This window comes from Lacihabitans sp. CCS-44, from assembly GCF_024343735.1.
GTDB lineage: Bacteria > Bacteroidota > Bacteroidia > Cytophagales > Spirosomataceae > Leadbetterella.
On record NZ_RJUE01000060.1, the window covers coordinates 429,478 to 455,545 of the forward strand.

Here is a 26,068-nt window from a genome sequence, read left to right on the forward strand (position 1 = left end):
CTTTTAGATAATTTAGGTAGTTTTAAGATAAACAAAATAATTAAAATGCATTTAGGAGAAGAATTTAGAAAATATGCGGTGCATCACCAAGGAATGAGTGGTCTGATGATAGACGACTACATGAAGCACAATGTAACCAACATGACTCCCAACATTATCGAAGAAAGACCGATGCGTTTTGCGGCCATTGATGTATTCTCTCGTTTGATAATGGACAGAATCATATTTTTGGGTACTGGTGTTGACGATCAAATCGCCAACATCGTTGTGGCTCAGTTGTTGTTTTTAGAATCTGTAGATGCCAAAAAAGACATTTTAATGTACATCAATAGTCCTGGTGGATCGGTTTATGCTGGTTTGGGAATGTACGACACCATGCAATATGTAAGACCCGAAGTTGCTACTATTTGTACATCTTTGGCGGCCTCAATGGGAGCGGTATTATTGGCTGGAGGTGCGGCTGGTAAGCGTACTGCCTTGCCTCATGCACGTGTTATGATTCACCAACCTAGTGGCGGTGCTCAAGGACAATCTCGCGATATGGAGATTACGGTGAAGCAAATCATTGAGCTAAGAAAAGAGCTTTATGAAATACTTGCGAAACACTCAGGCAAAACATTTGAAGAAATAGAAGCTGACTCAGACAGAGACTACTGGATGAAAGCAGAAGAAGCAAAAGCCTATGGTTTGATAGACGAGGTTTTGTATAGAAATTGATCAAAAAAAATCTTTATGAGCCTTTCCAAGAATCGAGGAAAGGCTCATTTTTATTTCAAGTAGATAGATATTTCAAGACTACTTTTACTTACAAATTAGTCAAAATCAATTATTTTTATAAAAATTTTAATAAATGGCATCAAATAAAGAACCCAACTGCTCTTTTTGTGGGAGAAAAAAAAACGAAGTGGAGCTTCTACTATCGGGAACAGATGGGCATATATGCAACTTGTGTATAGAGCAAGGATATGAATTGATTCAACAAGAACTGTATGGTGTTGGACCCAAAACGAAGAAAAAGAAAAAGGGAGCGGACATTCCAAAATTTGACATAAAACCACCTATTGAGCTAAAAAAGTATCTCGATAAATTTATAATCGGGCAAGACGAAGCCAAGAAGGTGTTGTCAGTAGCTGTATACAACCATTACAAGAGACTTTCGCAACCCAAAGGCGATGAGGACGTAAACATTGAAAAGTCGAACATCATTATGGTCGGCGAAACAGGCACTGGCAAGACCTACTTGGCCAGAACCATCGCGAGAATGCTCCAAGTGCCGTTTGCTATTGCCGATGCCACGGTTCTTACCGAAGCCGGTTATGTGGGTGAAGATGTGGAGAGTATTTTGAGCCGATTGCTGCAGGCGGCAGATTATAATTCAGAATTGGCAGAAAGAGGAATAGTTTACATCGATGAAATAGACAAAATAGCTAGGAAATCGGATAATCCATCTATTACTCGTGACGTAAGCGGGGAAGGAGTGCAGCAAGGATTATTGAAACTTTTAGAGGGTTCTATAGTAGGAGTACCACCACAAGGTGGAAGAAAACATCCAGACCAACAGCTGGTGCAGGTAAATACGGAGAACATATTGTTTATTTGCGGAGGTGCTTTTGATGGCATTGCCCGTCATATAGGAAAGAGAATCAACAAAGCACCAATTGGCTTCAAGGTAGATGCTAAAGGACTTGATTTTAACAACGAAGACAGTCTTTTGAAGTTTGTAACTCAACAGGACTTGAAGTCTTTTGGCTTGATTCCAGAGCTAATAGGACGTTTGCCTTTGTTAACCTATCTCAATCCTTTAGACAAAGAAACCCTTCGAAAGATTCTGACCGAACCTCAGAACGCTTTGATTAAGCAATATAAAAAGCTTTTTGATATGGAAGGAATAAAGCTCGAATTCAACGACGAAGCACTGGATTACATTGTAGACCAAGCCATTGTCTTCAATCTTGGAGCCAGGGGACTAAGGTCAATTTGCGAAGCAATACTAACGGACGCCATGTTTGAATTACCTTCTGACAAGAGCATAAAATCATTTGCAGTTACCAAAGAATACGCTCAGCGGAAATTTGAGCATTCAACCTTTTATGAGGTGAAACTGGTGGCGTAAAGTATCAATATTTTTTGTAAACCCTTGATTTTTAAAATCAAGGGTTTTTTTGTTTTTATAATGTATCAAGCCCTAAGCCATCTTGTTTTTATAAAAGTAATTTTTAAATTGCATTATCTTAAAATTAAACCCTATTCAAATGTCACAAAAACTCCAGAACAATTTGGCCAATGGCTATGAAGTAAAAATCGGCGATTACATATCACGTGGTTACGAAATTTTTAAAGAAAACATGGGGGCCTATATTGGTTATACGGTCTTGTATTTTCTTATAACCATGGTTGTGAATTTTATCCCATTTTTAAACATTATCAGTTCCTTGGTGATTTCTCCATGTTTGGTTTTTGGATTTCATTTGGTTTCTAAACAAATATCTCAAGACAATACCATTCCTCCTTTCAATACATTCTTTAATGGCTTTAGTTCAGCTGGGAAACTGATCGTGATTGCACTTATTACCATGGTGGTTTTTCTTATTTGTATGCTACCGTTTTTAATTTCTGTTGGTGTAAGTATTTTCACACTTAGAGATAGCAGCTCTGCTGAAATTTTTTCTGCTGTTTTAGCGGGTCCACTGCCGATTTTGGGCCTTGGTTTGTTAGTAATGGCCTACTTTGGTGTAAGTTGGACTTTCTCATCTTTGGTTGCTGTTTTTCATAACAAAGAGTCTTGGGCAGCTATGGAAATCAGCAGGAAAGTGGTAGGCAAAAACTGGTTTATGATTTTTGTTTTTCTGTTTGTAGTTGGTGTAATAGTAGGTGCTGGCATGTTGGTCTTAGGTGTCGGAATTATTTTTACATTACCACTGGGTATGTGTAGTCTTTATGCGGCCTTTGAAGATATCTTTGGCTCACCTGACGATGGAAAAGTTGTGGATGAAATTAACCAAATAGGCGAAGGAATATAAAACATTTGACACATTCTTTTATCAAAAAAAGCCTTTGAATTAGTGTTCAAAGGCTCTTTTTTTTGATGGCCTTGTTATTTAAGCATAAACATTTAAGGCAGACGCAACATCTTTTACACCACAAATCATCATATTTGACAAATGATTTTCAACATTACTCTCGAAGCCCTTAAGCGTAGTTAAGTCGTGACCCCACAGTTCTTTATTTTTCAGAACTAGCGATACAACCTCGTGAGCAGACTTATGCTCCCATACGGTTTTAAAATAGGACGCCGAATCACAATTTATGAGGTAGGTTTCTCCTTCGGTTTCTCCGTAAAACTTCCCACCTTCTTCTTTTGTTACCTTCATGAAAAGAAGGTAAGCGGCAAAACACCTTGCAAAATATTGTGGAACCGAATCAAAGGTATTGTAATAATTGATAAGAAGTGGAATAGCCCTCGCCTTCATTTTGAGGGTATACTGAAGCGTTATGCTCAACCATTGATGCTCAAGATAGGGGTTTCTAAATCTATCCATTACTTCTCTGCCATATCGGTGAGTAGTTTTTTGGTCTAAATTAAGAGCAATAGCTGGCCCAAGTTCGGTAAGCATCAGAATAGTGATATATTTCTCCATCATCTCATCGCTCAAGGCCTCTTTTACAAGCCTGAAACCAGACAAATAAGCCATTCCACACAGAAGTGTATGCGGAGCATTTAGTAGTCTTAGCTTTAGTTCTCTATATTTGTCAATGTTTTTGGCTATTTTGACGCCATTGTCGGCTTCAGCGAATTCCAAAAAGTCTTCGATGTTTTCTCCTTCTATGGCCCATAAGCGGTACACTTCCGATTTGATAATCAAGCTGTCTTTGTAGCCAATTCTTTCATATAGCTTCTGAGCCTCTTCTCCGCTTGGTTTTCCCGGAACAATCCTATCGACAAGCGAACTACAGAACTTGACTTTTTCATCCAACCACGCCACAAACGCATCTCCTAGTTTATTTTGTTGAGCATGTTTGTAAACTATTTCTTTAAGAACTCCTCCATTATTGACAATCAATTCGGTAGGAATTACCAAGGTTTCTACCTGGTTGGTCGTAAATCTTTTGTGTAGCCAAGCGGTTAGTTTTCCAGGGTAAGACTCTGGGCAACCTTGTGTTACATTTTCTTCAACATATTGCAGGCCCGCTTCAGTGGTGTTAGATACAACTAGCTGAATTTCACAATTTTCTGCCGTTTTTAGTATATCGTCCCAATGCGTTTTTGAGCTTAAAGTGCGGCTGATACAATCCACCACAATGTCTTCTTCTATGGCTGCTCCGTTTTCAATTCCCCTCACACAAATGGTGTAAAGGTTGTCTTGCTGCGTAAACTCTGAAACATCAGGGCCGGTAGTTTTTACCATTACCACGCTTCCGTTGAAAATGCCCTTTTTGTTGGCTTTGTCTATAAAATAATCTATCAAACCTCTTAGCAGCACTCCAGTACCAAATTGAAGAACTTTTTCTGGATAAACAGAGGTAATATTTTTAGTGGTCTTGTTAAGCATTGAATGTTTATTTGAAAGGTCAAAAATATCTAATTATTGCTTTATTTTTTAGTAAAATCCAACTATTATTTGATGATAATTTGACAACAAATACCAATAGGTGGTCATATTTGTACCATAGTGAAAGTGGGACATCAAAAAAATACTATTTTCTCATGGAAGTGAACAATAAAAAATGAAACAATTTGCAATTGTTATGCAAGCATACTATTTTTGTTTCAAATCATAAATTACTATGGACTACAAAATTTCTACAATGGCCGAGATGGCCGCCAATGGTCAATCGCCAGAAATATTGTTTTGGGTAGGATGTGCCGGGTCGTTTGACGACAGGTATAAAAAAGTGACCAAGGCTTTTGTAAAAATTTTGAATCATATTGATATAAAATTTGCGGTTTTAGGTACTGAGGAGGCCTGTACGGGTGATCCCGCCAGGAGAGCAGGTAATGAGTTTACGTTTCAGATGCTGGCTCAGCAAAACATTCAAGTTTTGAATGGCTATGGTGTAAAAAAAATAGTAACGGCCTGTCCGCATTGTTTTAATACGTTAAAAAATGAATATCCAGAGCTTGGCGGAAGTTATGACGTAATTCACCATTCCACGTATTTGCAAGAATTGATAAATTCAGGAAAACTTAAAGTAGAAGGCGGAGCGTTTAAGGGACAAAAAATCACCTACCACGACTCCTGTTATCTGGGCCGAGCCAACGATATTTATGAAGCACCACGAGATTTGATAAAAGCCTTGGATGCGGAGCTGGTAGAAATGAAAAAATGCAAAACTAACGGCCTTTGTTGCGGAGCTGGCGGTGGACAAATGTTTAAAGAACCTGAAAAAGGCACAAAAGACATCAACATAGAACGCATTGAGGATGCCATAGCCACAGGCTCAAAAGCGATAGCTGTAGCATGTCCTTTCTGTATGGTGATGATGTCTGATGGCGTAAAAAATAAAGAGAAGGAACACGAAGTAAAAGTTTACGACCTAGCTGAGCTTTTGGCAGAAAGCTTGTAAGTGACGGTCAGACCGCAGGTCGGACCTGCCGGTACAATATATAAAAAAACGCTTCATTTATCGCCTTATTGAGGGTTCGACCGCAGGTCGGACCTGCTTTAGTCCAATATTAAAAAAAACAGAATTATTACCATATTAATTGCCTTATTTAATATTTGAGGCCAACTCAGCCAAAGAATTTTGGAAAATTGTTTTACTCGATTAAAAAAACACCTACTTTCATATTCAAAATAATTCAACCCTATTTTTTCTATGAAAAACATTTCATCAAGAAGAGAATTCCTTCAAAAGGCGACATTAGCTACGCTTGGCATGGCGGTATTTCCGAGTTTTGCAAGAAGAATTGCCCCTAGTGATAAAGTCCGAGTAGCACATATTGGCCTTGGAGGAATGGGCAATAGCCACTTGAATTGGTTCGCTGCATTACCCGAGGTTGACGTAGTGGGTATTTGCGATTTGGATTCAGAGCATCTCAACAACACCGCAAAAAAATATTCAACCAAATATCCTGACCGAAAACTTGAGTTTTTTGACGATTTCCGGAGGGTTTTGGACAGAAAAGACATTGATGCCATTACCGTTGCTACCCCAGATCATTGGCATGCACAGTTGGCTATTTTGGCTTTCGAAGCTGGAAAAGATGTTTATGGCGAAAAGCCGCTATCCTACAGCGTAAGAGAGGGTCAAATGATGTTGGCAGCACAAAAAAAGCACAATAAAATATTTCAGCTCGGCACACAGATACACGCAAGCGACAACTACCACCGAGTACAGGAAATTATTCAGTCGGGTGTTTTAGGCAAAATAAATACTGTAAGGCTTTGGAAAACAGGACTTCCGCCAGTACTAGGTCCTTCAAATTACCAAAAACCACCAGCCAATCTCAACTATGATATGTGGCTTGGACCAGCACCTTATCACGAATATTCCCCAGAGCGTGTGCATTTCAATTACAGATATTTTCTAGATTATTCTGGCGGAGTGTTTCAGGATTTTTGGTGTCATATTGCCGATATTGTTTGGATGTCACTGAATCCTCAAAATCTTAGAAAAGTTACGGCAAATGGCCAAAAACCAGACGGAGTTGGCGACGCACCGAAGACTATAGAAATAGAATATGAATTTGATGACTTGAAAATCTTCTGGACATCAACACCTCCAAATGTCCCAGGAGCGGCCACAAGAGGCATTGGAGCATATTTTGAAGGTGAAAAAGGTACATTAATATGTGATTATGGTACCAAAGAAATTACCATAAATGGCATCACAATGCTAGATGTTCCTGAAGTACCGATTTCAATAATTCGTTCACCCGGGCATCAGCAAAACTTTATAGATGCAGTAAAAAGTCGTAAACAACCAGAAAGTAATCTGGAATACGCCCGAAAAATGACCATGCCGATGCATTTGGGATTAATTTCTTACCGCTTAGGAAAATCTTTAAAGTGGAATCCTGAAACAGAACGTTTCATGAAAAATAGGAAAGCAAACAAAATGCTTTGGAGGCCTTACCGTAAAGAATGGAATTTGATAGATACCTAATTAAAAACAGGTCGGGTTTAAAGGTATACACTGTCCAAATATTTGAAAGGATTGAGAAGGATTGCTAAAAAACAAGCTAATTTTGGGCATTAATAATTCAAGATTTTATGGAAGGACTCATAGTTCTTATTTTTGTTGTTGGGTATGCTGCCATCGTAATGGAGCACAAGTTATCTATAAACAAATCGGCTTCGGCATTATTAACAGGCGTACTGTGTTGGACAATAGTTGCTTTAGTTTCTACAAACATTGAAGAGACACAGCATCATCTCAATGAACATTTGAGCGAAATTGCGGGCATTTTATTCTTTCTAATGGGAGCCATGACCATCGTTGAGTTAATAGCAACTTATGGTGGCTTCGAAATTATTACCGATAAAATAACCACCACCAGTCAGTCAAGATTACTATGGATTATTTCCATGATTACTTTTTTTATGTCTGCATTGTTAGATAACCTTACTACCACAATTGTAATGGCGGCCTTGGTAAGCAAAATAGTACACGACTCCAAGTTGCGATTGATGTATGTAGGCCTAATTGTTATTGCAGCAAATGCTGGCGGAGCATGGTCACCTATTGGCGACGTAACTACCACCATGCTCTGGATTGGTGGACAAATATCTACCATGAGTATAATGACTCAGCTGTTTTTGCCGTCCTTTATCAGTTTATTAATCCCTACTTATGTACTATCTACACAAATGAAAGGAGTACTGCCTAAGTCACAGAGCAGTAAAGAAAATGGAGTACATACAGATGGTGATTTTGGCAAAAAAACCATTTTTTGGGTAGGCTTGGTAGGTTTATTGTCGGTGCCTGTTTTTAAATCGGTTACACATTTGCCGCCATTTATGGGTATGTTGCTGGCCTTGGGCACCATTTGGGCTGTTTCTGAGCTATTGCTAAAAGATAAAGAAGAACATGTAAAAAGTAAGCTTTCTATTTTTCGTGTTATCGAAAAAATAGATTTGCCAAGCATACTGTTTTTCCTGGGTATTTTGTTGTCCGTAGGAGCCTTGCAGACCATGGGAATGCTTACTTCGGCGGCAGATTGGTTAACCGAAAATCTTAAAAACCAAACCGTAGTTGTTACCGTAATAGGCTTACTATCAGCAATTGTAGACAATGTGCCATTGGTTGCTGCGGCTATGGGAATGTACAATTTAGAACAATTTCCAATGGACGACCCATTTTGGGAACTGTTGGCTTTTTGTGCGGGTACGGGCGGTAGTATTCTCATCATTGGCTCGGCTGCGGGCGTAGCGGCCATGGGGTTGGCCAAAATAGAGTTTTTCTGGTATTTGAAAAAAATGAGTTGGCTTGCTTTGATAGGTTATTTTGCAGGAATCGGGGTGTTTTTATTACAAAAGATGATTTTCTAATTTACCAGTCATAAATCTATAAAAAGACTTTTGGGCATTGGCTCGAAGGTCTTTTATTTTTTAGAACTTTTAGAAACCAAATCTTTTCGTATTTTTGGATATAAATATTCAACCAATCAAAATATTATGAAAAACAAATATTTTTTTTCCTTAGCAGTACTATTTCTTTGCAGTATTTCTGCTTTTTCTCAAAAACAATTCAAGGTTTTATTGTTTACAAAAACGGCTGGCTGGCACCATGAATCTATTCATGAGGGCGTGGAGGCTATTCGAAAAATGGGTGATAGACACTTTTTTGATGTGGATTGGCAGGAAAACACCATGTTTATTAATGAGAAAAATCTAGAGAAATATCAGGTTATTATTTTCTTGAACACCACAGCAGATGTTTTGAACGACGAACAACAAAAGGCAGTGGAGAAATTTATACAAGCTGGAAAAGGTTGGGTAGGAATACACTCTGCGTCTGACACCGAATATGAATGGCCGTGGTACACCAAAATGGTGGGGATGATGTTTAAAATACATCCGACCAACCAAACGGCTTATTTGAGAGTACAAGACAGCAATTTCCCTGGCATGGAGCGTTTCCCGAAAAAACTTCTTTGGACCGACGAATGGTATGAGTTTCAGACACCTGCCAAAGCCACAGACTTGAAAATATTGGTAACAGTAGATGAAAAAACCTACAATCCAAACGCCAAATGGGGAACCAACGAAGGCAAAGGTATGGGGGCTGTTCACCCAATCAGTTGGTATCATCCTTACGATGGCGGAAGAGCTTTTTACACGGCTTTAGGACACATTCCGTCAACATTTTCAGACCAAACTTTCCTTGACCACATCTATGGCGGCATTTATTGGGCAGCTACTGGTAAGGGGATTGAGTAAAGCAAGGCATTGAGGTACAAAGGCACTGAGGTATTTGTCATAAGTTATGAAAGCATTCAGGCACAAGGACATAGTATTCTATATTAACTGTGTGGCTATGTGTTTAATAAACCAAAATGAGCAAAGAGAATACTCTGTGAACCTCAAAAACTCAAAGTGAATAAAAAGAAACCTTGGTGTAACTCTGTGTCAAACTAGAACATGGAAATAGAAAAGATAACAATAGATCAAAAAGAAACGCTCGACGAGGCCTTCAAAATCTATGAATCTTCATTTCCAGCCAATGAGCGTCAGACTTTAGAAACATTAAAAATCAGACTTAAAGAAGACAAAGAAGTACTTTTTGCCGCTAAAATTAACGACGAAGTCGTGGGCATTGGGTTCTTGTTTGACTTACTTGGGTCTGATTTTTTACTTTTAGACTACTTGGCCGTCAAAGAACACCACCGTGGCAAGCAAATAGGAGAGAGGCTTTTTGAGTTTCTGAAGGATTATGCAAATCAGCAACATAAACATCTGCTTATGGAAGTAGATGACCCCGATTTTGGAGATGATAAATTCTTGAAAATTAAACGAATAGCGTTTTACCAAAAAAATGGAGCACTTTGGCTTAAAGACATAGAATATATCTTACCAGCTTTGGATGGCACAAATTCAACGGAGCAGATTCTTATGATTGTTCCGTATAGTTCAAAAAACGAGTTTTCCGGAGCAGAAATTAAAACTTTGGTAGAATTGCTTTATTCTGAGCTTTATGGGATTGAGGGAGAGGATAATAATCTTTCTAAAACTATAAAATCAGTAAGCGAAAAAGTAGATGCTTTATCTTTTTTATAATTCAAAATCCCATCAAATCAGGCTCAACAAATTCCTTCCTGGCCCTTTCATTTTTTAAAATGTCAAAGCTATAATGTTCAGAAACCAATTGTTTGAAGTCATATTTCAATGTTGGAAAAGCTTGGATGAAATCTAGAAAATTAGCGGCTTCGGCTTTTTGCATAAAATGATGAACCATGTTAATGGAGGCAACCGTTAGTGTTTTGTTAAACTTTTCCTCAGCTCCAAGGGGCTTTACAAAAGCCAAAATCTGTTCACAAATTATTTCAGAACCAAGGTTTAGCCCATGGGTTTGAATCATAATCCAAGCCAATCGTAAGTGGGCTTCGTGTGTAAAAATTTCAGGAATAAGCGTTTTATCAGTAAACTGACTGGCAAATTCTTCATCAGAAAGTATTTGGTGTTTTTCTAAAGGGAAAGCCACTTCGTTATCAATCGGCAGCTTTTCTAAATCTGGCTCCAGCCATTCATTTCTTGCTTTTGAAGAAAAAAGGTCGTCTTTGGAATAAAATCTCAAAGCCAAACTTCGGCTAGCCCAATCAGAATTTATAAACGTTTCTGCAGTTTCTTCAAAAGATTTTTCTTTGTTTAAATTCACAAAGTTTGCGGCGACCAAGAGCCAAAACCTCGTCAAAGTTTCGTGATAACCTTGGCTGTCTGTGTTGGGTGTTCCGACTGAAAGGTTAAAACTTTTAATATGAAAACGCAGTAAGTTCAAAGCCTTGGGCAAATCGTAGGATTTGCAATACCAAATGGCTACAATCAAATGAGCTTCATGCGTCCATTTTTCTTTTGGTAAAGTGCAAGAATTGAATTTGGTTACTAAATCTTCGTAATCGCTCATTTCAAATAATCGTAGGTGGCTTTGGCTATTTCAGCAATAATTTTTTCGTTGATTTCGATTTTTTCTTTCGAATTACTCACAAAAACGGCTATCGCAAACTGATTTCCATTGGGGAGGGTTACGATTCCGATGTCATTTACTGCCGCCATTATTCCCGTTTCTTTGTTGGTGCCAGAGGTTCCTGTTTTGTGTGCTAATATAGTTCCAGCAGGAAACAATCCTTTGAGTCTATTAGGCCCAGTGGAGGTTTCTAGTAATAGTTTATTGATAAAATCCTGACTTTTAGCAGAAAGTATTTTCTTGTCATGAAGAACCCTTAATAATTCAATAGCAGACTTTGGCGAAGAATAATTTTCAAATTGTGGCCCCCAAGAAGCCTGCATAGCGGTTTCGTTATGTTTTACTTGTACGTCTTTCATACCTATTTTTTTTAGATAATCGTCCACCACTTTTGGACCTCCGATGAGATCAAGCAGAACTTCACATCCCACATTGTCACTCTCCGAAACCGTTGGTTTCAAAATCTCAGCCAGCGTTAGTTTTGCATTACCGTTAGGGTATTTGGTTCGTAAAGGGCTGTACCAATCTGGTTCCATGCGTTCTTTCGAAATGTAAACTTCTTGTGAAAGGCTCAGCTTGCCTTTATCCACTAAGTCTAAAACCGCCAAAGCAATATGAAACTTGAAGACACTTTGCATCGGGAAATGCTCCGTTTGGTTGATTCCGTAAGATTTTTTGTTCTTGAAATCGTATATTGAAACACCTACTTTTACTTTTTTGCCTTTCAAAATTTCTGAAAACTGTTTATTTAAGTCTGTGGTTTGGGCAAAAGACTTTATAGAAAGCAGAATAATTAGCAAAGAGTAAAATTTTCTCATTTATGTATTTTTATCATAAAATTAAAGTTTTTGTAAGATTTTAAAACTATTTGGTTTTGAATAAATTAAAATCACACTTTTTGTCCAATTTTTTACAAAAAAAATCCCGCCAATTACTCAGCGGGATTTTCTAATATTCGTTTCTGTTCTGAAATCAAATCAACCCTTTTTTCAAAAGATGTTCTGCTATTTGTACTGCGTTTGTGGCGGCTCCTTTTCGTAGGTTATCGGCTACACACCAAAGGTTTAGTGTTTTTTCTTGTGATTCGTCTCTACGGATACGGCCCACAAAAACTTCGTCTTTACCGTGAGCAGTAATCGGCATTGGGTAAAGGAAATTGGCCGGGTCGTCTTGAACAATCACCCCTTCTGTGGCTGCCAAAAGCTCACGAACAGTGGTCAAATCAAAGTCATTTTCAAACTCTATGTTTACAGCCTCAGAGTGACCACCAATAGTAGGGATACGAACTGTAGTAGCCGTTACTTTGATGCTATCGTCGCCCATGATTTTGTTGGTCTCTTTGATCATCTTCATTTCTTCTTTGGTGTAACCATTTTCAAGAAATACATCGATGTGAGGTAACACGTTCAAGTCGATTTTGTGCGGATACACTTTAGCTACGCTATCGTCACCCGCTCTTTCTGCAAAAAGTTGGTCAACCGCCGCTTTGCCTGTTCCAGTAACCGACTGATAGGTAGATACTACCACACGTTTGATTTTATATTTTTCATGCAAAGGCTTCATCACCACCACCATCTGTATGGTAGAGCAATTTGGATTTGCAATGATTTTGTCTTCTGCCGTCAACACGTCAGCGTTCACTTCAGGCACCACCAATTTCTTGGTAGGATCCATACGCCAAGCCGATGAATTGTCGATAACCGTAATGCCGGCCTCAGCAAACTTAGGGGCCATTTCGAGTGAAGTGCCACCGCCAGCGGAGAAAATGGCAACGTTTGGCTTCATTTTGATGGCGTCGTCGTAACCCACAACCGTAAATTCTTGGCCTTTAAAACTGATTTTTTTCCCGATAGAACGCTCCGAAGCGACCGGGATGATTTCTGTAACTGGGAAATTTCTTTCCGCCAAAACTTTCAAGATTTCGCCACCCACTAGACCGGTAGCTCCTACTACTGCAACTTTCATGATAATTAATGTACCCCCCGACCCATGGCAGAGCATTTAAATTATTGATAAAGAGAGAGGTCTATTCTCTTTTTGTTGAATTTGTTGTAAACGTATTGATGGGTGTAAATGGGTTGCAAAATTAAGAAAAAGATTTTTTAATAAAAATAGGTTGGACATATTAGTAGAACGATTTTTCAAATCCTTTTACAATTGCCACACCCGCTCAGGTGTAACACAAAAATTTATTTTTATGTCAAAAGCGTCGGTATCTTCTATCAGTTCAACAGGTTCAAAGATCGAAAGTCCAACTATGGTGGTGTCTTGTGTGGCGAACTGTAAAAACTTGTCGTAATAACCTTTGCCATACCCCACTCGGTTTCCCTTTTTGTCGAAGGCCAAAAGCGGTACAAATATTAAAATATCTTCGGTTTTGTATTTTTCAAAAAAGGCTTCTGAACTTAGTGATTCGGTAAGGTCTTTAGGTTCTTCTATGCCCCAAGCGTTGGTTTCTAAAATGGTGCTGACCTCATATTTTACATGAACCAGCTCACCATTTTCCAAACTTTTACTTATATACAAATCAGGGGCAAAATCTTTCCTAAGTGTATTGATTATCAGGTGTGTATTAGGCTCATTGTTTCTTAAAATGGGTAGAAATAGGTGAATTGGCGAATACCGATGAATTGCGAGTCTGCTGAAAACCAAATCATGTATCTTTTTATTGAATTTTTCACACTGTTCTACTGTCAGAGCCTTTCTTTTATCTTTATATATTTTTCTGATTTCAGCTTTAGTCACAGTTTAAATGTTTTTAGTTTAAATAGCGAAGAAATCAACGATTTCGCCTTTCAAAAATAGGCCAGACTCCCGAAATGGCAATTCTATAAATCCATCGGCCTCTGCCAGACTTATAAAATCACCCGATCCGTGGTGTTTTAATGGCGTGGCGTAAAGACAACCATTATCATTCTCAATTTTTACTTGCAAAAAGTAATTCAATTTGGGCTTGAAAACTATATCTTCTGTCAAAATCACACTTGGGTTTTTTTCCTCAAGAATTCCCAAATTCTTTTTCAACCAAGGCAAAACATATTTGATGGTGCACAAGTAAGTTGAAACTGGATTTCCGGGTAGGGCAAACACAATCGTCGTGTCACTTTTGCCAAACCACATGGGTTTACCAGGTTTTTGTGCAATTTTATGGAAGAGCTCCTTTACGTTGTTTTCGGCAAGAGCTTGAGGTATAAAATCTTTTTTGCCCATCGATACTCCACCAGAAAATATCAGCACATCATATTTTTTGAGCAATTCTTCTATTTTCGAAACCGAGCCGTCCAAAGTGTCATTGATGTGAAAAATATCTACTGCGGCACTTACTTTTTTAAGAATGGAGGCAATGGCATAAACGTTAGAAAGTCGGATTTGGTGAGGCAGCGGAACTTCAGAAATCCCCACCAACTCGTCTCCAGATGAAGCAATCGCTATTTTTGGCAAAGCCCGAACTCCCAAAAGGTGCTTACCGATAGAAGCGGCTATGGCTACATGCGAAGCATTTATTACTTGCCCTTCCCGAACCAAAACTTGGCCAGACAACTTGTCTTGTCCTTGAAAATGCACATTTTGATGGGGTTTTATTTCTGCCAATATCGTTGCGAAGCCATTTTCAATTTCCAAATCCTCATATCGAATAACAGTGTTGGAGTTTTTTGGCAAGACCGCTCCAGTCATTATTTCTATACAGTTTTCATGAGAATCGAGTGTTTTTTGCTCGTCCCCAGCCGCCTGCATTTCTTGTATTTTGAAGTTTTTTTGTCCAGCAACCAATGCTGAAAAATCTATCGCGATGCCGTCCATGGTCACTCTGTCAAAAGGAGGAAAATCACGGTCTGCCACCAAATCTTCAGCCAATACTCTACCCAAAGATGTCTGAAAATTCACCAGTTCTGTTTTAGGAGAAATGGTGTTTTCTAAAACCAGTTTCAAAGCATTTTCTACTGAGATCATTCAGTTAAAATTAAAGATTTCCTGTGTACGTTCGTTTATGGGTAGCGTTCTTTCTTTTAAATACCCACCTTTTCTATCGCTAAAAACGGCCTTTATTTCTGCAACAATGGCCAAGGCGATTTCTTCGGGTGTAGTGGCTCCAATGTCTAAGCCGGTAGGTCCAAAAATTTGAGTTGGATTAACTTCAATACCAGATTCTTTTAGTTCGGCCAACATTTTTTCTGAGCGAACTTTCGGCCCCAAAAGCCCAATATATTTCAATTTGCTTTTGGCCAGTAAAGCTAAGTTTTTTTTGTCGGTTTGAAGCGAATGCGACATCAAAATGGCAGCCGAATTTTTTGTAAAAATACTTATATCAAAGTTTTCTGGCGAAATGATGTTGATGCCTGTTTTGTTCTCAATTTTATTGGGTTCAGTGACTACGGTTATATTCCAGTGTAGCCATTTTAGTATTTCTATGAATGGATAAATATCGTATTGATGTCCAAACAAAAACACATCTACATTTGATGGTAGAATTTCGAAAAACAGCCTTGAATGGTTGTCAATCTGTAAGTTTTTGGATTTATCGAGACTCTTAAATTCTTGTTCGAGCGTCTGAATATCGCAGATTTCTTCTAAAAAATTAATATCATTAGGAGTTTTGTATTGAAATATTTTTCCAAGAAAAGCAGTATTTTTCTCAGACTTAAAAACGGTAATCAGGGGTATTTCGGGCTCTAAAATGGCACTTTTTAATATTTCGATTGGATTATTGTCAAGCTCAAAGTTTATAGGCAAAAAAAGCACTTCAATGATACCGTTGCAGCCAAGTCCAACACCAATTTGGTGGTCGTCACCTTTGGTAGTATCGTATTTGGCTAAATTAGGTTTTCCTTTCAGAATCGATAATCGTGCTTTTTTGAGAGCATCACCTTCGAGACATCCGCCACTTATGCCACCTTCCCAGCGACCATCTTCAGACACGAGCATTCTGGCTCCAGTTCGGCGATACGAAGAGCCTTCAACATAAACCACTGTTGCTAAAGCACATGCGTTTTTAGCATCTGTTTTTAGGGTTTCATAAAAAGCGATGATTTTATTTATTTCTCTCATTTCACAAGCAATTTCTATATTTTTTTTGACTGGCGATAAAAAAAACTCATTTTTGTGTTTGAAATAATACCCAATCTGTTGGAACTCATAATCGAAAACCTTGAATTATTGCTTTTGTTTTTTGGCATAGCTTTGCTCTATTCGTCTGTGGGCTTTGGTGGAGGGTCAAGTTATTTGGCCATTATGGCTTTGTTTAACTTCGATTTCAAGGTTTTGAGGGCGGTTTCATTGTTATGCAACATCACGGTGGTCTCTAACGGCACGGTACAGTTTTATAGAAAAGGTCTGCTGAACCTCAAAAAAGTGATGCCACTCGTTATAGTAAGTGTTCCGATGGCTTTTTTGGGGGGGAAAATGGCGATTTCCGAAAAGACTTTTTTCATTCTGTTGGGTATTACTTTGTTGTTGGCAGCTGTATTATTGTGGTTTCAGCCGCAAAAAAAAGCAATAAACATTACTAACATTTCAGATAAAATTGTTTTTAATGCGTTTTTGGGCGGAGCAATTGGTTTTTTGTCAGGAATGGTAGGCATTGGTGGAGGTATATTTTTATCTCCAGTTCTGAATATGTTGAATTGGGACAATCCCAAAAACATTGCCGCTACTGCCAGTTTTTTTATTTTAGTAAATTCGGTAGCTGGATTGCTTGGACAAGCAACAACTTTCCCTGCAGACTTACCATGGATGTTGGTGTTTTTTTTGATGATTTCGGTAGGTATTGGAGGGTTTTTGGGTACATATTTGGCCACCAATAAGTTTTCACAAATATGGGTTCGTAAGGCAACGGCCATATTGATTGCTTATGTGAGTTACACAGTTTTGAACAAAAATTTATGAAAGTAAAATTGCTCAGTTTCGGTATTACAAAAGAAATGGTGGGAAGTTTCGAAAAAAACTTAGAATTACCATCGGGTACTACTGTGGAAGGTTTTTTGGAAATATTGAAAAGCGAATATCCAGCCCTTAAAAAACTGACTTCGCTTAGAATAGCTGTGAATGAAGAATATGCAGAAGGCAACCATGAAATTATGGAAAGAGACGAGATTGTCCTTGTGCCGCCAGTAAGTGGCGGGTAATTTAAAGTGTATTATTGAGATTTAAAACGTCTAGAGATTCTTTTGAAATGGAACAGCATATCAATATAAAATTAACCCAAACCGTTCTTTCGCTAGAAGCTTGCTCAGCGTTTGTTTCTGCTGACAATGTGGGTGGTATTGTGAATTTTGTGGGTACCGTAAGAAACCAAACCAAAGGCAAAAAAGTACTAAAACTTGATTTTGAGGCCTATGAACCCATGGCCGTTTCTGAGATGGCTAAAATAGCACAACAAGCAATAGAAAAGTATGAGGTACACAAAATGGCGATTCACCATAGAATAGGAATGCTGGAAGTTGGAGAAATTCCAGTTATAATTGCAGCTTCCTCGGCCCACCGGAAGGCTGCTTTTGAAGCATGTCAGTACGCTATAGATACCTTAAAAGAAACAGTACCTATCTGGAAAAGAGAGGTTTTTGAAGATGGCGAAGTTTGGGTTTCTGCAACTCCTTGATTTTTAAGTCTCAAAGAAATGGAGATTTGTTTTTTTAGCAAATTAAAATCTTCATATATTGTGCATAGATTTTCAACCCTCTATAAAAATATGCGATTTGCTAAATTCATTTTAGTCTTTCTGTCTTTTGTTGCAGTGTCTTCATGTAGTTTTTTTCAAGAAAAGATAGACTTTAATGCCCAAGTAAAGCCAATCATCAACAAAAACTGCATAGCCTGTCACGGCGGCGTAAAAAAGCAAGGCGGCTACAGTTTACTTTTTAAAGAGGAAGCTTTTTCAAAAGGGAAATCTGGCAAAGTCGGCATAGTTCCAGGAGATGCTTCAGCAAGCGAATTCATCAGGAGACTTACCCTGGGTGATCCAGACGAACGCATGCCGCACGAAAAAGACCCGCTGAGTTCAGAAGAAATCGAGATTCTTACAAAATGGATAGATCAGGGAGCAGAATGGCAAGAACATTGGGCTTATATTCCAGTAAAAAAACAAGATATTCCAGAAGTATCTAACGACTGGATAAAAAACGACATCGACAGGTTTGTTTTTGAAAATGCTGAAAAACACAACCTTAAACCTTCAGAAAGAGCCTCAAATGAAGACTTAGTCAGAAGAGCGGCTTTGGATATAATTGGTTTTCCTGCTGAAGAAAAGACTAGAAATGTATTTTTGCAAAAGGGGAAATACGAAACCTACATCGATAGCTTGTTGTCATCGCCCAGTTATGGTGAAAAATGGACTTCCATGTGGCTAGATATGGCCAGATATGCAGACACCAAAGGATATGAAAGAGATGGCAAACGGAATATTTGGAGATACAGAGACTGGCTCATAAAGGCGTTTAACGAAGATATGCCATATGATAAATTCCTTACCGAGCAATTGGCTGGAGATTTGCTTCCAAATCCTTCCGAAAATCAATACATTGCCACTGCCTTTCATCGAAACACCATGACCAACGACGAAGGCGGCACAGACAACGAAGAGTTCAGAACAGCCGCAGTATTGGATAGGGTTAATACCACTTGGGAAACGCTAATGGGCACTTCTTTTTCATGTGTACAATGCCACAGCCATCCTTATGATCCCTTTCGGCATGATGAATATTACAAGTTTTTGGCGTTTTTCAATAACAGTCGTGATGAAGACACCAATGCCGAATATCCAGTTTGGAGGCATTTTGATGAAAAACAAAAAGCAGAACTGACGAATCTGTCCAGCTGGTTTTCAAAAACAGTTTCAGAAAAAGAGAAAAAAGAACTCATAAGTTTTTTACAAACACTTCAGCCGTCTCATAATTCGCTAAAATGTGATGATTTTGTGAATGCCGAACTAAATGATACCAAATGGCTGGCCATGAGAAATCACTCTTCGGCAAGACTTAAAAGCGTGAACCTAGAAGGTAAAAAGAAACTCATTATGCAATATAAAGATTTTGCAAATGGGGCTTTTGAAATAAGATTGGACAATCCGAAAGGCAAAGTTTTAACTAGGTTAAATATTTTTAAAAAAGAGGAGAATAAAGGTTGGAAAACCATTGAGTTGGCATTAGAAAATGCACAAGGTGTTCGTGATATTTATTTTGTTTACAGTAGCTCAGTTTTAGATAATCCAAATGCGAACGGCATAATGTTCGACTGGTTTTATTTTACAGAAGGATTTCCAGCAGGGAAAACGCCAGAGTTTGCTCAGCAAAAACAGAAGTTTTGGAATTTATTGAATGCTTCTGTAGAAAACACACCGATTATGTATGAAAACCCTGAAGGTTTCAACAGAAAAACACATGTATTTGAAAGAGGAAGTTGGTTGTCAGAAGGAAAGGAAGTAGTTGCAGGAGTTCCAGCATCTTTAGGGAAATTACCATCGAATGTTCCAAACAATAGACTTGGTTTAGCAATGTGGATGACCTCTAAAAACAACCCTCTTGTAGCTAGAACAATGGTAAACAGAGTCTGGGAACAACTTTTTGGAATGGGACTTGTTGAAACATTAGAAGACCTAGGTTCGCAAGGAGCAACTCCGACCAATAAAGAACTTTTAGACCATTTAAGTTATAAATTTATGACTGAGTACAAGTGGTCTGTAAAAACACTTATTAAAGAAATCATGCTTTCGGCAACTTATCAGCAAAGCTCTAAAGTCACCCCAGACGGTTTAGAAAAAGACCCTTCCAATAGGTATTTGGCTCGTGGCCCAAGAGTAAGGCTCTCAGCCGAACAAATAAGAGACCAAGCTTTAGCGATAAGCGGAGTTTTAAATCCGGAGATGTACGGTTCACCAGTAATGCCTTATCAACCCGAAGGCATTTGGAGTTCGCCTTACAATGGCGAAAAGTGGGTAAAGTCAGACAAATCACGACAATATAGAAGAGCAATTTATACTTTTTGGAAACGAACGAGTCCCTATCCGAGCATGATATCGTTTGATGGAGTGGGTCGTGAAGTGTGTGTTTCGCGAAGAATTCGTACCAATACACCACTACAAGCTTTAGTTACTTTGAATGATTCTGTTTATGTGGATATTTCAGCCAAATTAGCACAAAAGGCTTTGAATGTTTCGAAGAAAAATTATTTGGAGAGTATCAAAACAGCATATATGCTGGCTTCGGGCAAAAAAATAACAAAAGAAAATTTTATAATTCTTTCTACATTATATCAGAAAACCTTGAACATTTATAGGAAAGACAAGCAAAAAACCAAAGCACTTTCTGGTGGAGAGAACCCTGAGATGGCCGCATTGATTTTGGTAAGTAATACCATCTTAAACCTTGACGAAGTAATCACAAAAAGCTGATGGAAAAAATGATACGTGAGGCCTTTTTGAGGCATTTGGAAAAAGACACCCGAAGAAACTTCCTTAAAGGCAGTTTTTTAGGTTTGGGCGGATTAGCTTTAGGCTCTATGATGTCTTGTAACAATGACAAAAAGACGATAAATAGCCTTTTTGATCCTCAAAATCCGTTGGCTCCTAAGTCGCCCCATTTTGCACCCAAAGCAAAGTCTGTCATCTATTTACACATGGCAGGGGCACCATCGCAGTTGGAATTGTTTGATTATAAACCTGAACTGGCCAAGCTTGATGGGCAAGATTGTCCACAATCTTTTTTGGAAGGCAAGAAGTTCGCTTTTATTAGAGGAGTACCAAAGATGTTGGCCTCGCAAGCGGTTTTCAAACAGCACGGCCAATCCGGAGCCTTGATAAGCAACTACTTGCCGCATCTTTCTACCGTAGCAGATGATTTAAGTTTTTTGAAAGCGGTTACAACCGACCAATTTAATCACGCTCCTGCCCAATTACTGATGCAAACTGGAAGTGCAAGACTCGGTAGGCCAAGTATGGGTTCTTGGGTAACTTATGGGCTGGGTTCTGAAAACAATAATTTACCAGCCTTTGTAGTGCTCACTTCAGGAGGAAACAATCCTGATGCTGGCAAAAGTGTCTGGGGGAGTGGATTTTTACCTTCGGTTTATCAGGGTGTACAATGTAGGTCTGAAGGAGACCCAGTGCTGTTCATAAAAGATCCAGACGGAATAAGTCGAGATATTAGAAAAGCATCAATTGAGGCTATCAACGAAATCAACCAAAATGAATACAAAGCCTATGGAGACCCTGAGATTTTGAGCAGAATTAGCCAATACGAAATGGCCTATAAAATGCAGATTTCAGCTCCAGAAGTGATGGATATTAAAAGTGAGCCAGCATATATACATGAAATGTATGGTACAAAGCCTGGACAGGCAAGTTTTGCTAACAATGTGCTTTTGGCAAGAAAGTTAGTTGAAAATGGTGTTAGGTTTATCCAATTGTATGATTGGGGTTGGGACACGCATGGAACAAGTGAAGATGGAGCCATAGACATTGGATTAATAAATAAGTGCAGGTCTGTTGATAAAGCCATAACAGCCCTTATTTTGGACTTAAAACAAAGAGGCTTGTTTGACGAAACGTTAATTGTATGGGGTGGAGAGTTTGGCAGAACCCCTATGGCCGAAAACCGAGAAGGAAAACCCAACGCTTTTAAAGGTAGAGACCACCATGCGGAGGCATTCACAATGTGGATGGCGGGCGGTGGAATAAAACCTGGTATAAGTTATGGTGAAACAGATGAGTTGGGTTATTCTGCGATTTCAGGGAAAGTGAGTCCCCACGATATTCAAGCAACAATAATGAACCAACTGGGTTTTGACCATGAAAAACTAACGTTTGATTTCCAAGGCCGATCTTTTCGATTGACTGATGTGGAAGGGAAGGTGGTGAAGGAGTTGGTGGGGTGAGAAATACTTGAAAATAGGTCAGGTTTGGTTTGTCCCTAGCTTGTCGAGGGGAAGGTAAGGCCCGTCTTCAATCTCGTAATCAAATTCATGCAGGGCTCTTGTTAATAATTATTGGATGAATAATATAAAATGAACCGTAGAAATTTCATAATCAAAACATTAGCTTCAACTACGGCACTAGCCTCAGCGACAGAAGCATTAGGAAAAAACAATATGAAAACAGATTTAGAAGTTTTGGTAATGGCAACCAATTGGGGTTTTGAGGGTACCAATGAGCAGCTCTGTAAAAAAGTAAAAGCCTTGGGCTACGACGGCATAGAGGTTTGGTGGCCGAGTAATGCTGATGCTTACAAAGACTTGATGAATGCTCTTCAAAAATACGAACTCCAAGTGGGTTTTCTTTGCGGAGGCTCAGATACAAACTTTGAAAAACATCAGACACAATTTAAAACCGCTGTTTCAGAAGCCGTAAAATCTTCGACTCAAAGGCCACTTTATATCAATTGTCACTCAGGAAGAGACTATTATGAAGCTACTCAAAACTCAAAATTAATCGACTTTACAATCGAAAAATCAGAACAAAGTGGTGTTGGAATTTATCATGAAACTCACAGAAGCCGAATGTGTTTTGCGGCACATATTACCAAGTCGTTTTTGGAAAAACATCCAAAAATGAAATTAACGCTAGATATTTCTCATTGGACAAATGTGCACGAGTCACTTTTAGAAGATCAGCCAGAAGCCGTTAATTTGGCGTTGCAACGCACTGAGCACATACATGCTCGCATAGGCCATCAAGAAGGCCCGCAAGTAAGTGACCCACGGGCACCAGAATGGAAAGGCACGCTCGATAAGCACCTCGGTTGGTGGGATGAAGTAATAAAAAACAAAGAAAAGACAGGCTCAAAACGTATCACCTTTCTGACGGAATTTGGTCCACCAAATTATTTGCCCACATTGCCTTATACCATGCAACCCGTTGCTGATCAATGGGATATAAATGTTTATATGCTTAATCTTATCAAAAATCGCTATACTAAATGATAATTGATTTTTTAGGAAAATTTCATCCCCTTTTAGTGCATTTACCTATCGGTTTTTTTGTTTTGGCATTTGCACTAAAGGTTCTTTCATTTTGGAAAAATGAAGAAGCTATAAATGCCATTTTGCCGGTTATGCTCATTTTGAGTTTTTGTGCTTCATTATTCAGCTCTATCACTGGTTTTTTACTTTCCCAAAGTGGTGAATACGATATAGAGATGGTCAATAACCACCAATGGGCAGGTATTGGGTTCACCGTATTTGTTGGTGGTTTTTATATACTGAGAAATAATTCTAAACTCAATTTGCCTTTTTGGGGAATTTCAATAATTCTTTTGGTTGTGGTAGGGCATTTAGGAGGAAGTTTGACACATGGAGAGGACTTTTTGAGCTTGTCGACCAAACCTGTTGAAAATAAACCAATTGCAGATGTTCAAAAAGCTGCAGTTTACGAAGAAATTATAAAGCCAATTTTTGAAGAAAAATGTTATAGTTGCCATTCCGCAAAAAAACAAAAAGGAAATCTTAGGCTCGATTCACCAGACTCGATTTTGAAGGGGGGTAAAAATGGAAAAACCATCGTGCCACATGAAATTGAAAAAAGCATTTTGTCACAAAGATTGTTTTTGAAAGATTCTGACGAAGAACACATGCCACCTAAAGGCAAAACACAGCTATCAAATGAGGAGTTAAAAATTATCAATTGGTGGATAAAGGAAGGAGCTTCTTTTGACAAAAAGGCAAATCAACTGAACCAAACCACTGAGATAAAACAAGCGTTATTGACATTTCAAGCGGGGAATGTGGTAGCAAAGGGGATAAGTAATGTTCCTGAAAAAGATGTTGAAAAAGGATCAGAAGAAAGTATTGTACTTTTGAAAACATCAGGAATTTTGGCCATAACTGTTGCGGCCAATTCCAATTACCTTTTGGTAAATCTTAGAGGGATAGATCCATCTGCTAAGGATATAGAGGCTTTGAAATCGCTAAAAAAGCAAGTAGTTTGGTTTAATGCCGCAAACTTAAAAAATGCAGAAGGATTAGCAAATCTTTTTAAAGAATTGAATGAAATCAGAGTTCTTCATCTCAACAAAACCAACTTTTCGGACAAAGCAATGGCAGAAATAAGTTACTTGAGCCATCTACAAACGCTCAATTTATCGCACACCTTGGTAACCGAAAAAGGGCTAGAAAAGCTGAAAGACTTAAAAGAACTGCAAAAAGTATTCTTATATAAATCAAAAGTGAAATTTAGTTTGTTAGATTTTTCTAAATTTCCAAACATTAAAATTGACACAGGGGGTTATTACGTGCCAACTTTTGAAACAGACACCACCACAGTAAAAGAAGTTATCTAAAAGGAGGAGTTTGTATTTTGGTGGGATTCACACAAATCACACTGCATTTTAGTGGCTTTTCCAATTTGAAATACCCCATTTCGAATTCTTTGGAAAGGAAATCTATCTCTTTTTCTTCTGTAATGAGCCTCTTTAATATCGAAGTGGGTTTCCTGAATCCGTTAAGAATAATGGCTTTATTGTTTTTATCTATTAGCTGTATAAAGTAGGTTTCACTTGCAGGGAATGTTCCATAAACAAATAGTTTATTCAAAATGGTGCTTTTTCCGCCCCAGTCGGATTCAAATGTGGGGTCGAAGTCCACATATTTCAACACTACTTTTTCAGGATAAACTACCGTTCCAGTTTTTATTTTACATAAAACATCATTATATAATTCTTGAGCATTGAAATAGCCTTTTTCTTTCAAATAATCATACTTGTATCGGGCTTCAAATGTATTGTTGGCAACTTCATTTTTTACCATTCCTTTTTCTAGATTGTATGCATCTATCATTTGAGTTTCTTTTTTCAGGGTAATTAAATACCATGATTTTAATAACCAAAGCACATAAATAACAATTATACCAATAGAAGTATAGACCTTCATTGCAGTAGTATTTTTCTGCTTAAAAGCGAATGAAATTGCCAAAATAAAAATTATCACACCATAAATTTTATATCTGGGAACCAAAACACTTTCATAGCCAATTACCCAATAGTTATACCTATTCAGTACAATTATAGCCAGAGAGCTTGCCATAAATAAGAAAACCAACTTCTCAAAATCTAGCTCTTTTTCCTTCCAATTATTCAGTAAAAACAATGAACAGCCTATAAAAATTATTATTCCAAAAATACCTGAAATGGCAAAGCTGGCATAATTTGACATAAACTGAAACATACCACCCAAAGACATAAAATAAGCCCAAATAAGTTCAAACTTATATTTAAAAACATTTTCGAAAAAACCAGTAGTTGATTCGTTCTCGGTACCATAGCTATAATACAGGTATAGTTGAAGAATAAACAGAGTTAAAATGTAATACCATCGCGGGGTTGTTTTTCTTATAAACGCGTAAATTAATGCAAAAAACACGGTAATAAATCCTACAGCACTACCAAACGGTACCAAGAAAAGGCAAATAAATATAGTGCTATTTTTGAGAAAAGGTTTACGATAATCAGAGCTTGAAATCAGAAAAAAAGCTAGTATTGATAATGAAATAGAAGCTAGTTGATAAGATGCTACATCACTTCTAAAAAACAATTCCCAGTTGCAGAGACTTAGTAAACTAAAACAAGAAATAATGACCAGATAAGGGTTTTTCCAATACTTTTTTATGAAAACAGCGGCTAGGATAAAGGTATATGCATTAAAAGCAATAAGTAAGTACCTGAAATTAATTTTATCAAAAAGAGCCAATTGAATCAGAAGAGAGATTCTTATGAGAAACGGACGACTTTCATTATCTGGAGTTAAAAACAGTGTGATTTTCTCTCCAATATTTTGTGCATTGAGGTAATTGTAGGAGAAATCTAAAAATACCCGATGACCATCTTCGAATGGAAAATTCAAAGAGAACTTATCTAATACAAAAAGATGAATTAAAACTGGTATGAGGATTAATAACCAGAGCAGAATATTTTTTTTACTTTTCAAAGTTTAATTTTTGTCTGGGAATATTTGCAAAAATAATCTT

At 38.0% G+C, this 26,068-nt stretch carries 23 protein-coding genes; 15 read left to right on the forward strand and 8 right to left on the reverse strand.

The features are described from left to right. Window positions 1-45: 45 nt before the first annotated feature. The 3 genes from EGI26_RS16095 (at window position 46) to EGI26_RS16105 (ending at window position 3,020) form a co-directional block, all read left to right on the forward strand. Window positions 46-717 (forward strand): ClpP family protease, encoded by a 672-nt coding sequence (locus EGI26_RS16095; protein ID WP_255035526.1) that lies wholly within the window; start codon window positions 46-48, stop codon window positions 715-717. Window positions 718-850: 133 nt separating this feature from the next. Then, on the forward strand, window positions 851-2,113 hold the full coding sequence (gene clpX / locus EGI26_RS16100) for an ATP-dependent Clp protease ATP-binding subunit ClpX (RefSeq protein ID WP_255080031.1): 1,263 nt from the start codon (window positions 851-853) through the stop codon (window positions 2,111-2,113). 139 nt (window positions 2,114-2,252) lie between these two features. Further along, window positions 2,253-3,020 carry a hypothetical protein gene (locus EGI26_RS16105; protein WP_255080032.1) on the forward strand — a complete coding sequence of 256 codons (768 nt, stop codon included), beginning with the start codon at window positions 2,253-2,255 and terminating at the stop codon, window positions 3,018-3,020. Window positions 3,021-3,098: 78 nt separating this feature from the next. Here the strand turns inward: EGI26_RS16105 and EGI26_RS16110 are convergent, their stop codons facing one another. Then, window positions 3,099-4,550: a tagaturonate reductase gene (locus EGI26_RS16110; RefSeq protein WP_255080034.1), complete on the reverse strand. Its 1,452-nt coding sequence runs from the start codon at window positions 4,548-4,550 to the stop codon at window positions 3,099-3,101. 235 nt (window positions 4,551-4,785) lie between these two features. On the opposite strand from EGI26_RS16110, the gene EGI26_RS16115 reads away from it, so the two are divergent. The 5 genes from EGI26_RS16115 (at window position 4,786) to EGI26_RS16135 (ending at window position 10,220) form a co-directional block, all read left to right on the forward strand. Continuing rightward, on the forward strand, window positions 4,786-5,565 hold the full coding sequence (locus EGI26_RS16115; RefSeq protein WP_255080036.1) for a (Fe-S)-binding protein: 780 nt from the start codon (window positions 4,786-4,788) through the stop codon (window positions 5,563-5,565). A 252-nt stretch (window positions 5,566-5,817) separates the two neighbouring features. Beyond that, window positions 5,818-7,107, forward strand: coding sequence for a Gfo/Idh/MocA family protein (locus EGI26_RS16120; protein WP_255080037.1), 1,290 nt, complete (start codon window positions 5,818-5,820; stop codon window positions 7,105-7,107). A 107-nt stretch (window positions 7,108-7,214) separates the two neighbouring features. Next, window positions 7,215-8,492, forward strand: coding sequence for a sodium:proton antiporter NhaD (gene nhaD, locus EGI26_RS16125; RefSeq protein ID WP_255080042.1), 1,278 nt, complete (start codon window positions 7,215-7,217; stop codon window positions 8,490-8,492). A 126-nt stretch (window positions 8,493-8,618) separates the two neighbouring features. Continuing rightward, window positions 8,619-9,383 carry a ThuA domain-containing protein gene (locus tag EGI26_RS16130; RefSeq protein WP_255080044.1) on the forward strand — a complete coding sequence of 255 codons (765 nt, stop codon included), beginning with the start codon at window positions 8,619-8,621 and terminating at the stop codon, window positions 9,381-9,383. 201 nt (window positions 9,384-9,584) lie between these two features. Then, window positions 9,585-10,220: a GNAT family N-acetyltransferase gene (locus EGI26_RS16135; RefSeq protein ID WP_255080045.1), complete on the forward strand. Its 636-nt coding sequence runs from the start codon at window positions 9,585-9,587 to the stop codon at window positions 10,218-10,220. A 1-nt stretch (window position 10,221) separates the two neighbouring features. Here the strand turns inward: EGI26_RS16135 and EGI26_RS16140 are convergent, their stop codons facing one another. From EGI26_RS16140 to EGI26_RS16165, 6 genes are all read right to left on the reverse strand, one after another. After that, entirely contained in the window at window positions 10,222-11,064 is an 843-nt protein-coding gene (locus EGI26_RS16140) for a hypothetical protein (protein WP_255080047.1), read from the reverse strand. Further along, the gene (bla, locus tag EGI26_RS16145) at window positions 11,061-11,942 is read right to left on the reverse strand and encodes a class A beta-lactamase, subclass A2 (RefSeq protein WP_255080052.1); all 882 of its coding nucleotides are present in this window, start codon (window positions 11,940-11,942) and stop codon (window positions 11,061-11,063) included. The genes EGI26_RS16140 and bla overlap by 4 nt, the downstream gene beginning before the upstream one ends. Before the next feature lie 154 nt (window positions 11,943-12,096). After that, window positions 12,097-13,089: an aspartate-semialdehyde dehydrogenase gene (locus EGI26_RS16150; RefSeq protein WP_255080055.1), complete on the reverse strand. Its 993-nt coding sequence runs from the start codon at window positions 13,087-13,089 to the stop codon at window positions 12,097-12,099. A 186-nt stretch (window positions 13,090-13,275) separates the two neighbouring features. Next, entirely contained in the window at window positions 13,276-13,869 is a 594-nt protein-coding gene (locus tag EGI26_RS16155; RefSeq protein WP_255080058.1) for a 5-formyltetrahydrofolate cyclo-ligase, read from the reverse strand. Window positions 13,870-13,887: 18 nt separating this feature from the next. After that, window positions 13,888-15,075, reverse strand: coding sequence for a molybdopterin molybdotransferase MoeA (locus tag EGI26_RS16160; protein ID WP_255080059.1), 1,188 nt, complete (start codon window positions 15,073-15,075; stop codon window positions 13,888-13,890). Further along, window positions 15,076-16,170, reverse strand: a complete 1,095-nt coding sequence (locus EGI26_RS16165) for an XdhC family protein (protein WP_255080061.1) — start codon at window positions 16,168-16,170, stop codon at window positions 15,076-15,078. Between the two features lie 54 nt (window positions 16,171-16,224). Here EGI26_RS16165 and EGI26_RS16170 point away from each other — a divergent pair, with 54 nt between their 5' ends. From EGI26_RS16170 to EGI26_RS16200, 7 genes are all read left to right on the forward strand, one after another. Next, window positions 16,225-17,007, forward strand: coding sequence for a sulfite exporter TauE/SafE family protein (locus tag EGI26_RS16170; protein WP_255080062.1), 783 nt, complete (start codon window positions 16,225-16,227; stop codon window positions 17,005-17,007). Further along, window positions 17,004-17,246, forward strand: coding sequence for a MoaD/ThiS family protein (locus EGI26_RS16175; protein WP_255080064.1), 243 nt, complete (start codon window positions 17,004-17,006; stop codon window positions 17,244-17,246). Before EGI26_RS16170 ends, EGI26_RS16175 begins: the two co-directional genes overlap by 4 nt. Window positions 17,247-17,293: 47 nt before the next feature. Then, window positions 17,294-17,719, forward strand: coding sequence for a molybdenum cofactor biosynthesis protein MoaE (locus EGI26_RS16180; protein WP_255080067.1), 426 nt, complete (start codon window positions 17,294-17,296; stop codon window positions 17,717-17,719). A 90-nt stretch (window positions 17,720-17,809) separates the two neighbouring features. Beyond that, window positions 17,810-20,506 (forward strand): DUF1553 domain-containing protein, encoded by a 2,697-nt coding sequence (locus tag EGI26_RS16185; RefSeq protein ID WP_255080068.1) that lies wholly within the window; start codon window positions 17,810-17,812, stop codon window positions 20,504-20,506. Then, window positions 20,506-21,987, forward strand: a complete 1,482-nt coding sequence (locus tag EGI26_RS16190; RefSeq protein WP_255080076.1) for a DUF1501 domain-containing protein — start codon at window positions 20,506-20,508, stop codon at window positions 21,985-21,987. Before EGI26_RS16185 ends, EGI26_RS16190 begins: the two co-directional genes overlap by 1 nt. A gap of 129 nt (window positions 21,988-22,116) precedes the next feature. Further along, window positions 22,117-23,031 carry a sugar phosphate isomerase/epimerase gene (locus tag EGI26_RS16195; RefSeq protein WP_255080077.1) on the forward strand — a complete coding sequence of 305 codons (915 nt, stop codon included), beginning with the start codon at window positions 22,117-22,119 and terminating at the stop codon, window positions 23,029-23,031. Beyond that, window positions 23,028-24,386: a c-type cytochrome domain-containing protein gene (locus EGI26_RS16200; protein WP_255080078.1), complete on the forward strand. Its 1,359-nt coding sequence runs from the start codon at window positions 23,028-23,030 to the stop codon at window positions 24,384-24,386. Before EGI26_RS16195 ends, EGI26_RS16200 begins: the two co-directional genes overlap by 4 nt. Here EGI26_RS16200 and EGI26_RS16205 read toward each other — a convergent pair. After that, window positions 24,379-26,028, reverse strand: coding sequence for a hypothetical protein (locus tag EGI26_RS16205; protein ID WP_255080079.1), 1,650 nt, complete (start codon window positions 26,026-26,028; stop codon window positions 24,379-24,381). The genes EGI26_RS16200 and EGI26_RS16205 overlap by 8 nt on opposite strands. Window positions 26,029-26,068 lie beyond the last annotated feature (40 nt).

Excerpts from the sequence above, each read along its gene's own strand:
- EGI26_RS16175 (WP_255080064.1), top strand. The coding sequence starts at position 17,004 with ATGAAAGTAAAATTGCTCAGTTTCGGTATTACAAAAGAAATGGTGGGA.
- EGI26_RS16190 (WP_255080076.1), top strand. The coding sequence starts at position 20,506 with ATGGAAAAAATGATACGTGAGGCCTTTTTGAGGCATTTGGAAAAAGAC.
- EGI26_RS16200 (WP_255080078.1), top strand. The coding sequence starts at position 23,028 with ATGATAATTGATTTTTTAGGAAAATTTCATCCCCTTTTAGTGCATTTA.
- EGI26_RS16165 (WP_255080061.1), bottom strand. The coding sequence starts at position 16,170 with ATGAGAGAAATAAATAAAATCATCGCTTTTTATGAAACCCTAAAAACA.
- EGI26_RS16135 (WP_255080045.1), top strand. The coding sequence starts at position 9,585 with ATGGAAATAGAAAAGATAACAATAGATCAAAAAGAAACGCTCGACGAG.
- EGI26_RS16185 (WP_255080068.1), top strand. The coding sequence starts at position 17,810 with ATGCGATTTGCTAAATTCATTTTAGTCTTTCTGTCTTTTGTTGCAGTG.
- EGI26_RS16160 (WP_255080059.1), bottom strand. The coding sequence starts at position 15,075 with ATGATCTCAGTAGAAAATGCTTTGAAACTGGTTTTAGAAAACACCATT.
- EGI26_RS16180 (WP_255080067.1), top strand. The coding sequence starts at position 17,294 with ATGGAACAGCATATCAATATAAAATTAACCCAAACCGTTCTTTCGCTA.
- EGI26_RS16140 (WP_255080047.1), bottom strand. The coding sequence starts at position 11,064 with ATGAGCGATTACGAAGATTTAGTAACCAAATTCAATTCTTGCACTTTA.
- EGI26_RS16105 (WP_255080032.1), top strand. The coding sequence starts at position 2,253 with ATGTCACAAAAACTCCAGAACAATTTGGCCAATGGCTATGAAGTAAAA.
- clpX (WP_255080031.1), top strand. The coding sequence starts at position 851 with ATGGCATCAAATAAAGAACCCAACTGCTCTTTTTGTGGGAGAAAAAAA.
- EGI26_RS16130 (WP_255080044.1), top strand. The coding sequence starts at position 8,619 with ATGAAAAACAAATATTTTTTTTCCTTAGCAGTACTATTTCTTTGCAGT.
- EGI26_RS16110 (WP_255080034.1), bottom strand. The coding sequence starts at position 4,550 with ATGCTTAACAAGACCACTAAAAATATTACCTCTGTTTATCCAGAAAAA.
- EGI26_RS16120 (WP_255080037.1), top strand. The coding sequence starts at position 5,818 with ATGAAAAACATTTCATCAAGAAGAGAATTCCTTCAAAAGGCGACATTA.
- EGI26_RS16150 (WP_255080055.1), bottom strand. The coding sequence starts at position 13,089 with ATGAAAGTTGCAGTAGTAGGAGCTACCGGTCTAGTGGGTGGCGAAATC.
- bla (WP_255080052.1), bottom strand. The coding sequence starts at position 11,942 with ATGAGAAAATTTTACTCTTTGCTAATTATTCTGCTTTCTATAAAGTCT.
- nhaD (WP_255080042.1), top strand. The coding sequence starts at position 7,215 with ATGGAAGGACTCATAGTTCTTATTTTTGTTGTTGGGTATGCTGCCATC.
- EGI26_RS16115 (WP_255080036.1), top strand. The coding sequence starts at position 4,786 with ATGGACTACAAAATTTCTACAATGGCCGAGATGGCCGCCAATGGTCAA.
- EGI26_RS16095 (WP_255035526.1), top strand. The coding sequence starts at position 46 with ATGCATTTAGGAGAAGAATTTAGAAAATATGCGGTGCATCACCAAGGA.
- EGI26_RS16195 (WP_255080077.1), top strand. The coding sequence starts at position 22,117 with ATGAACCGTAGAAATTTCATAATCAAAACATTAGCTTCAACTACGGCA.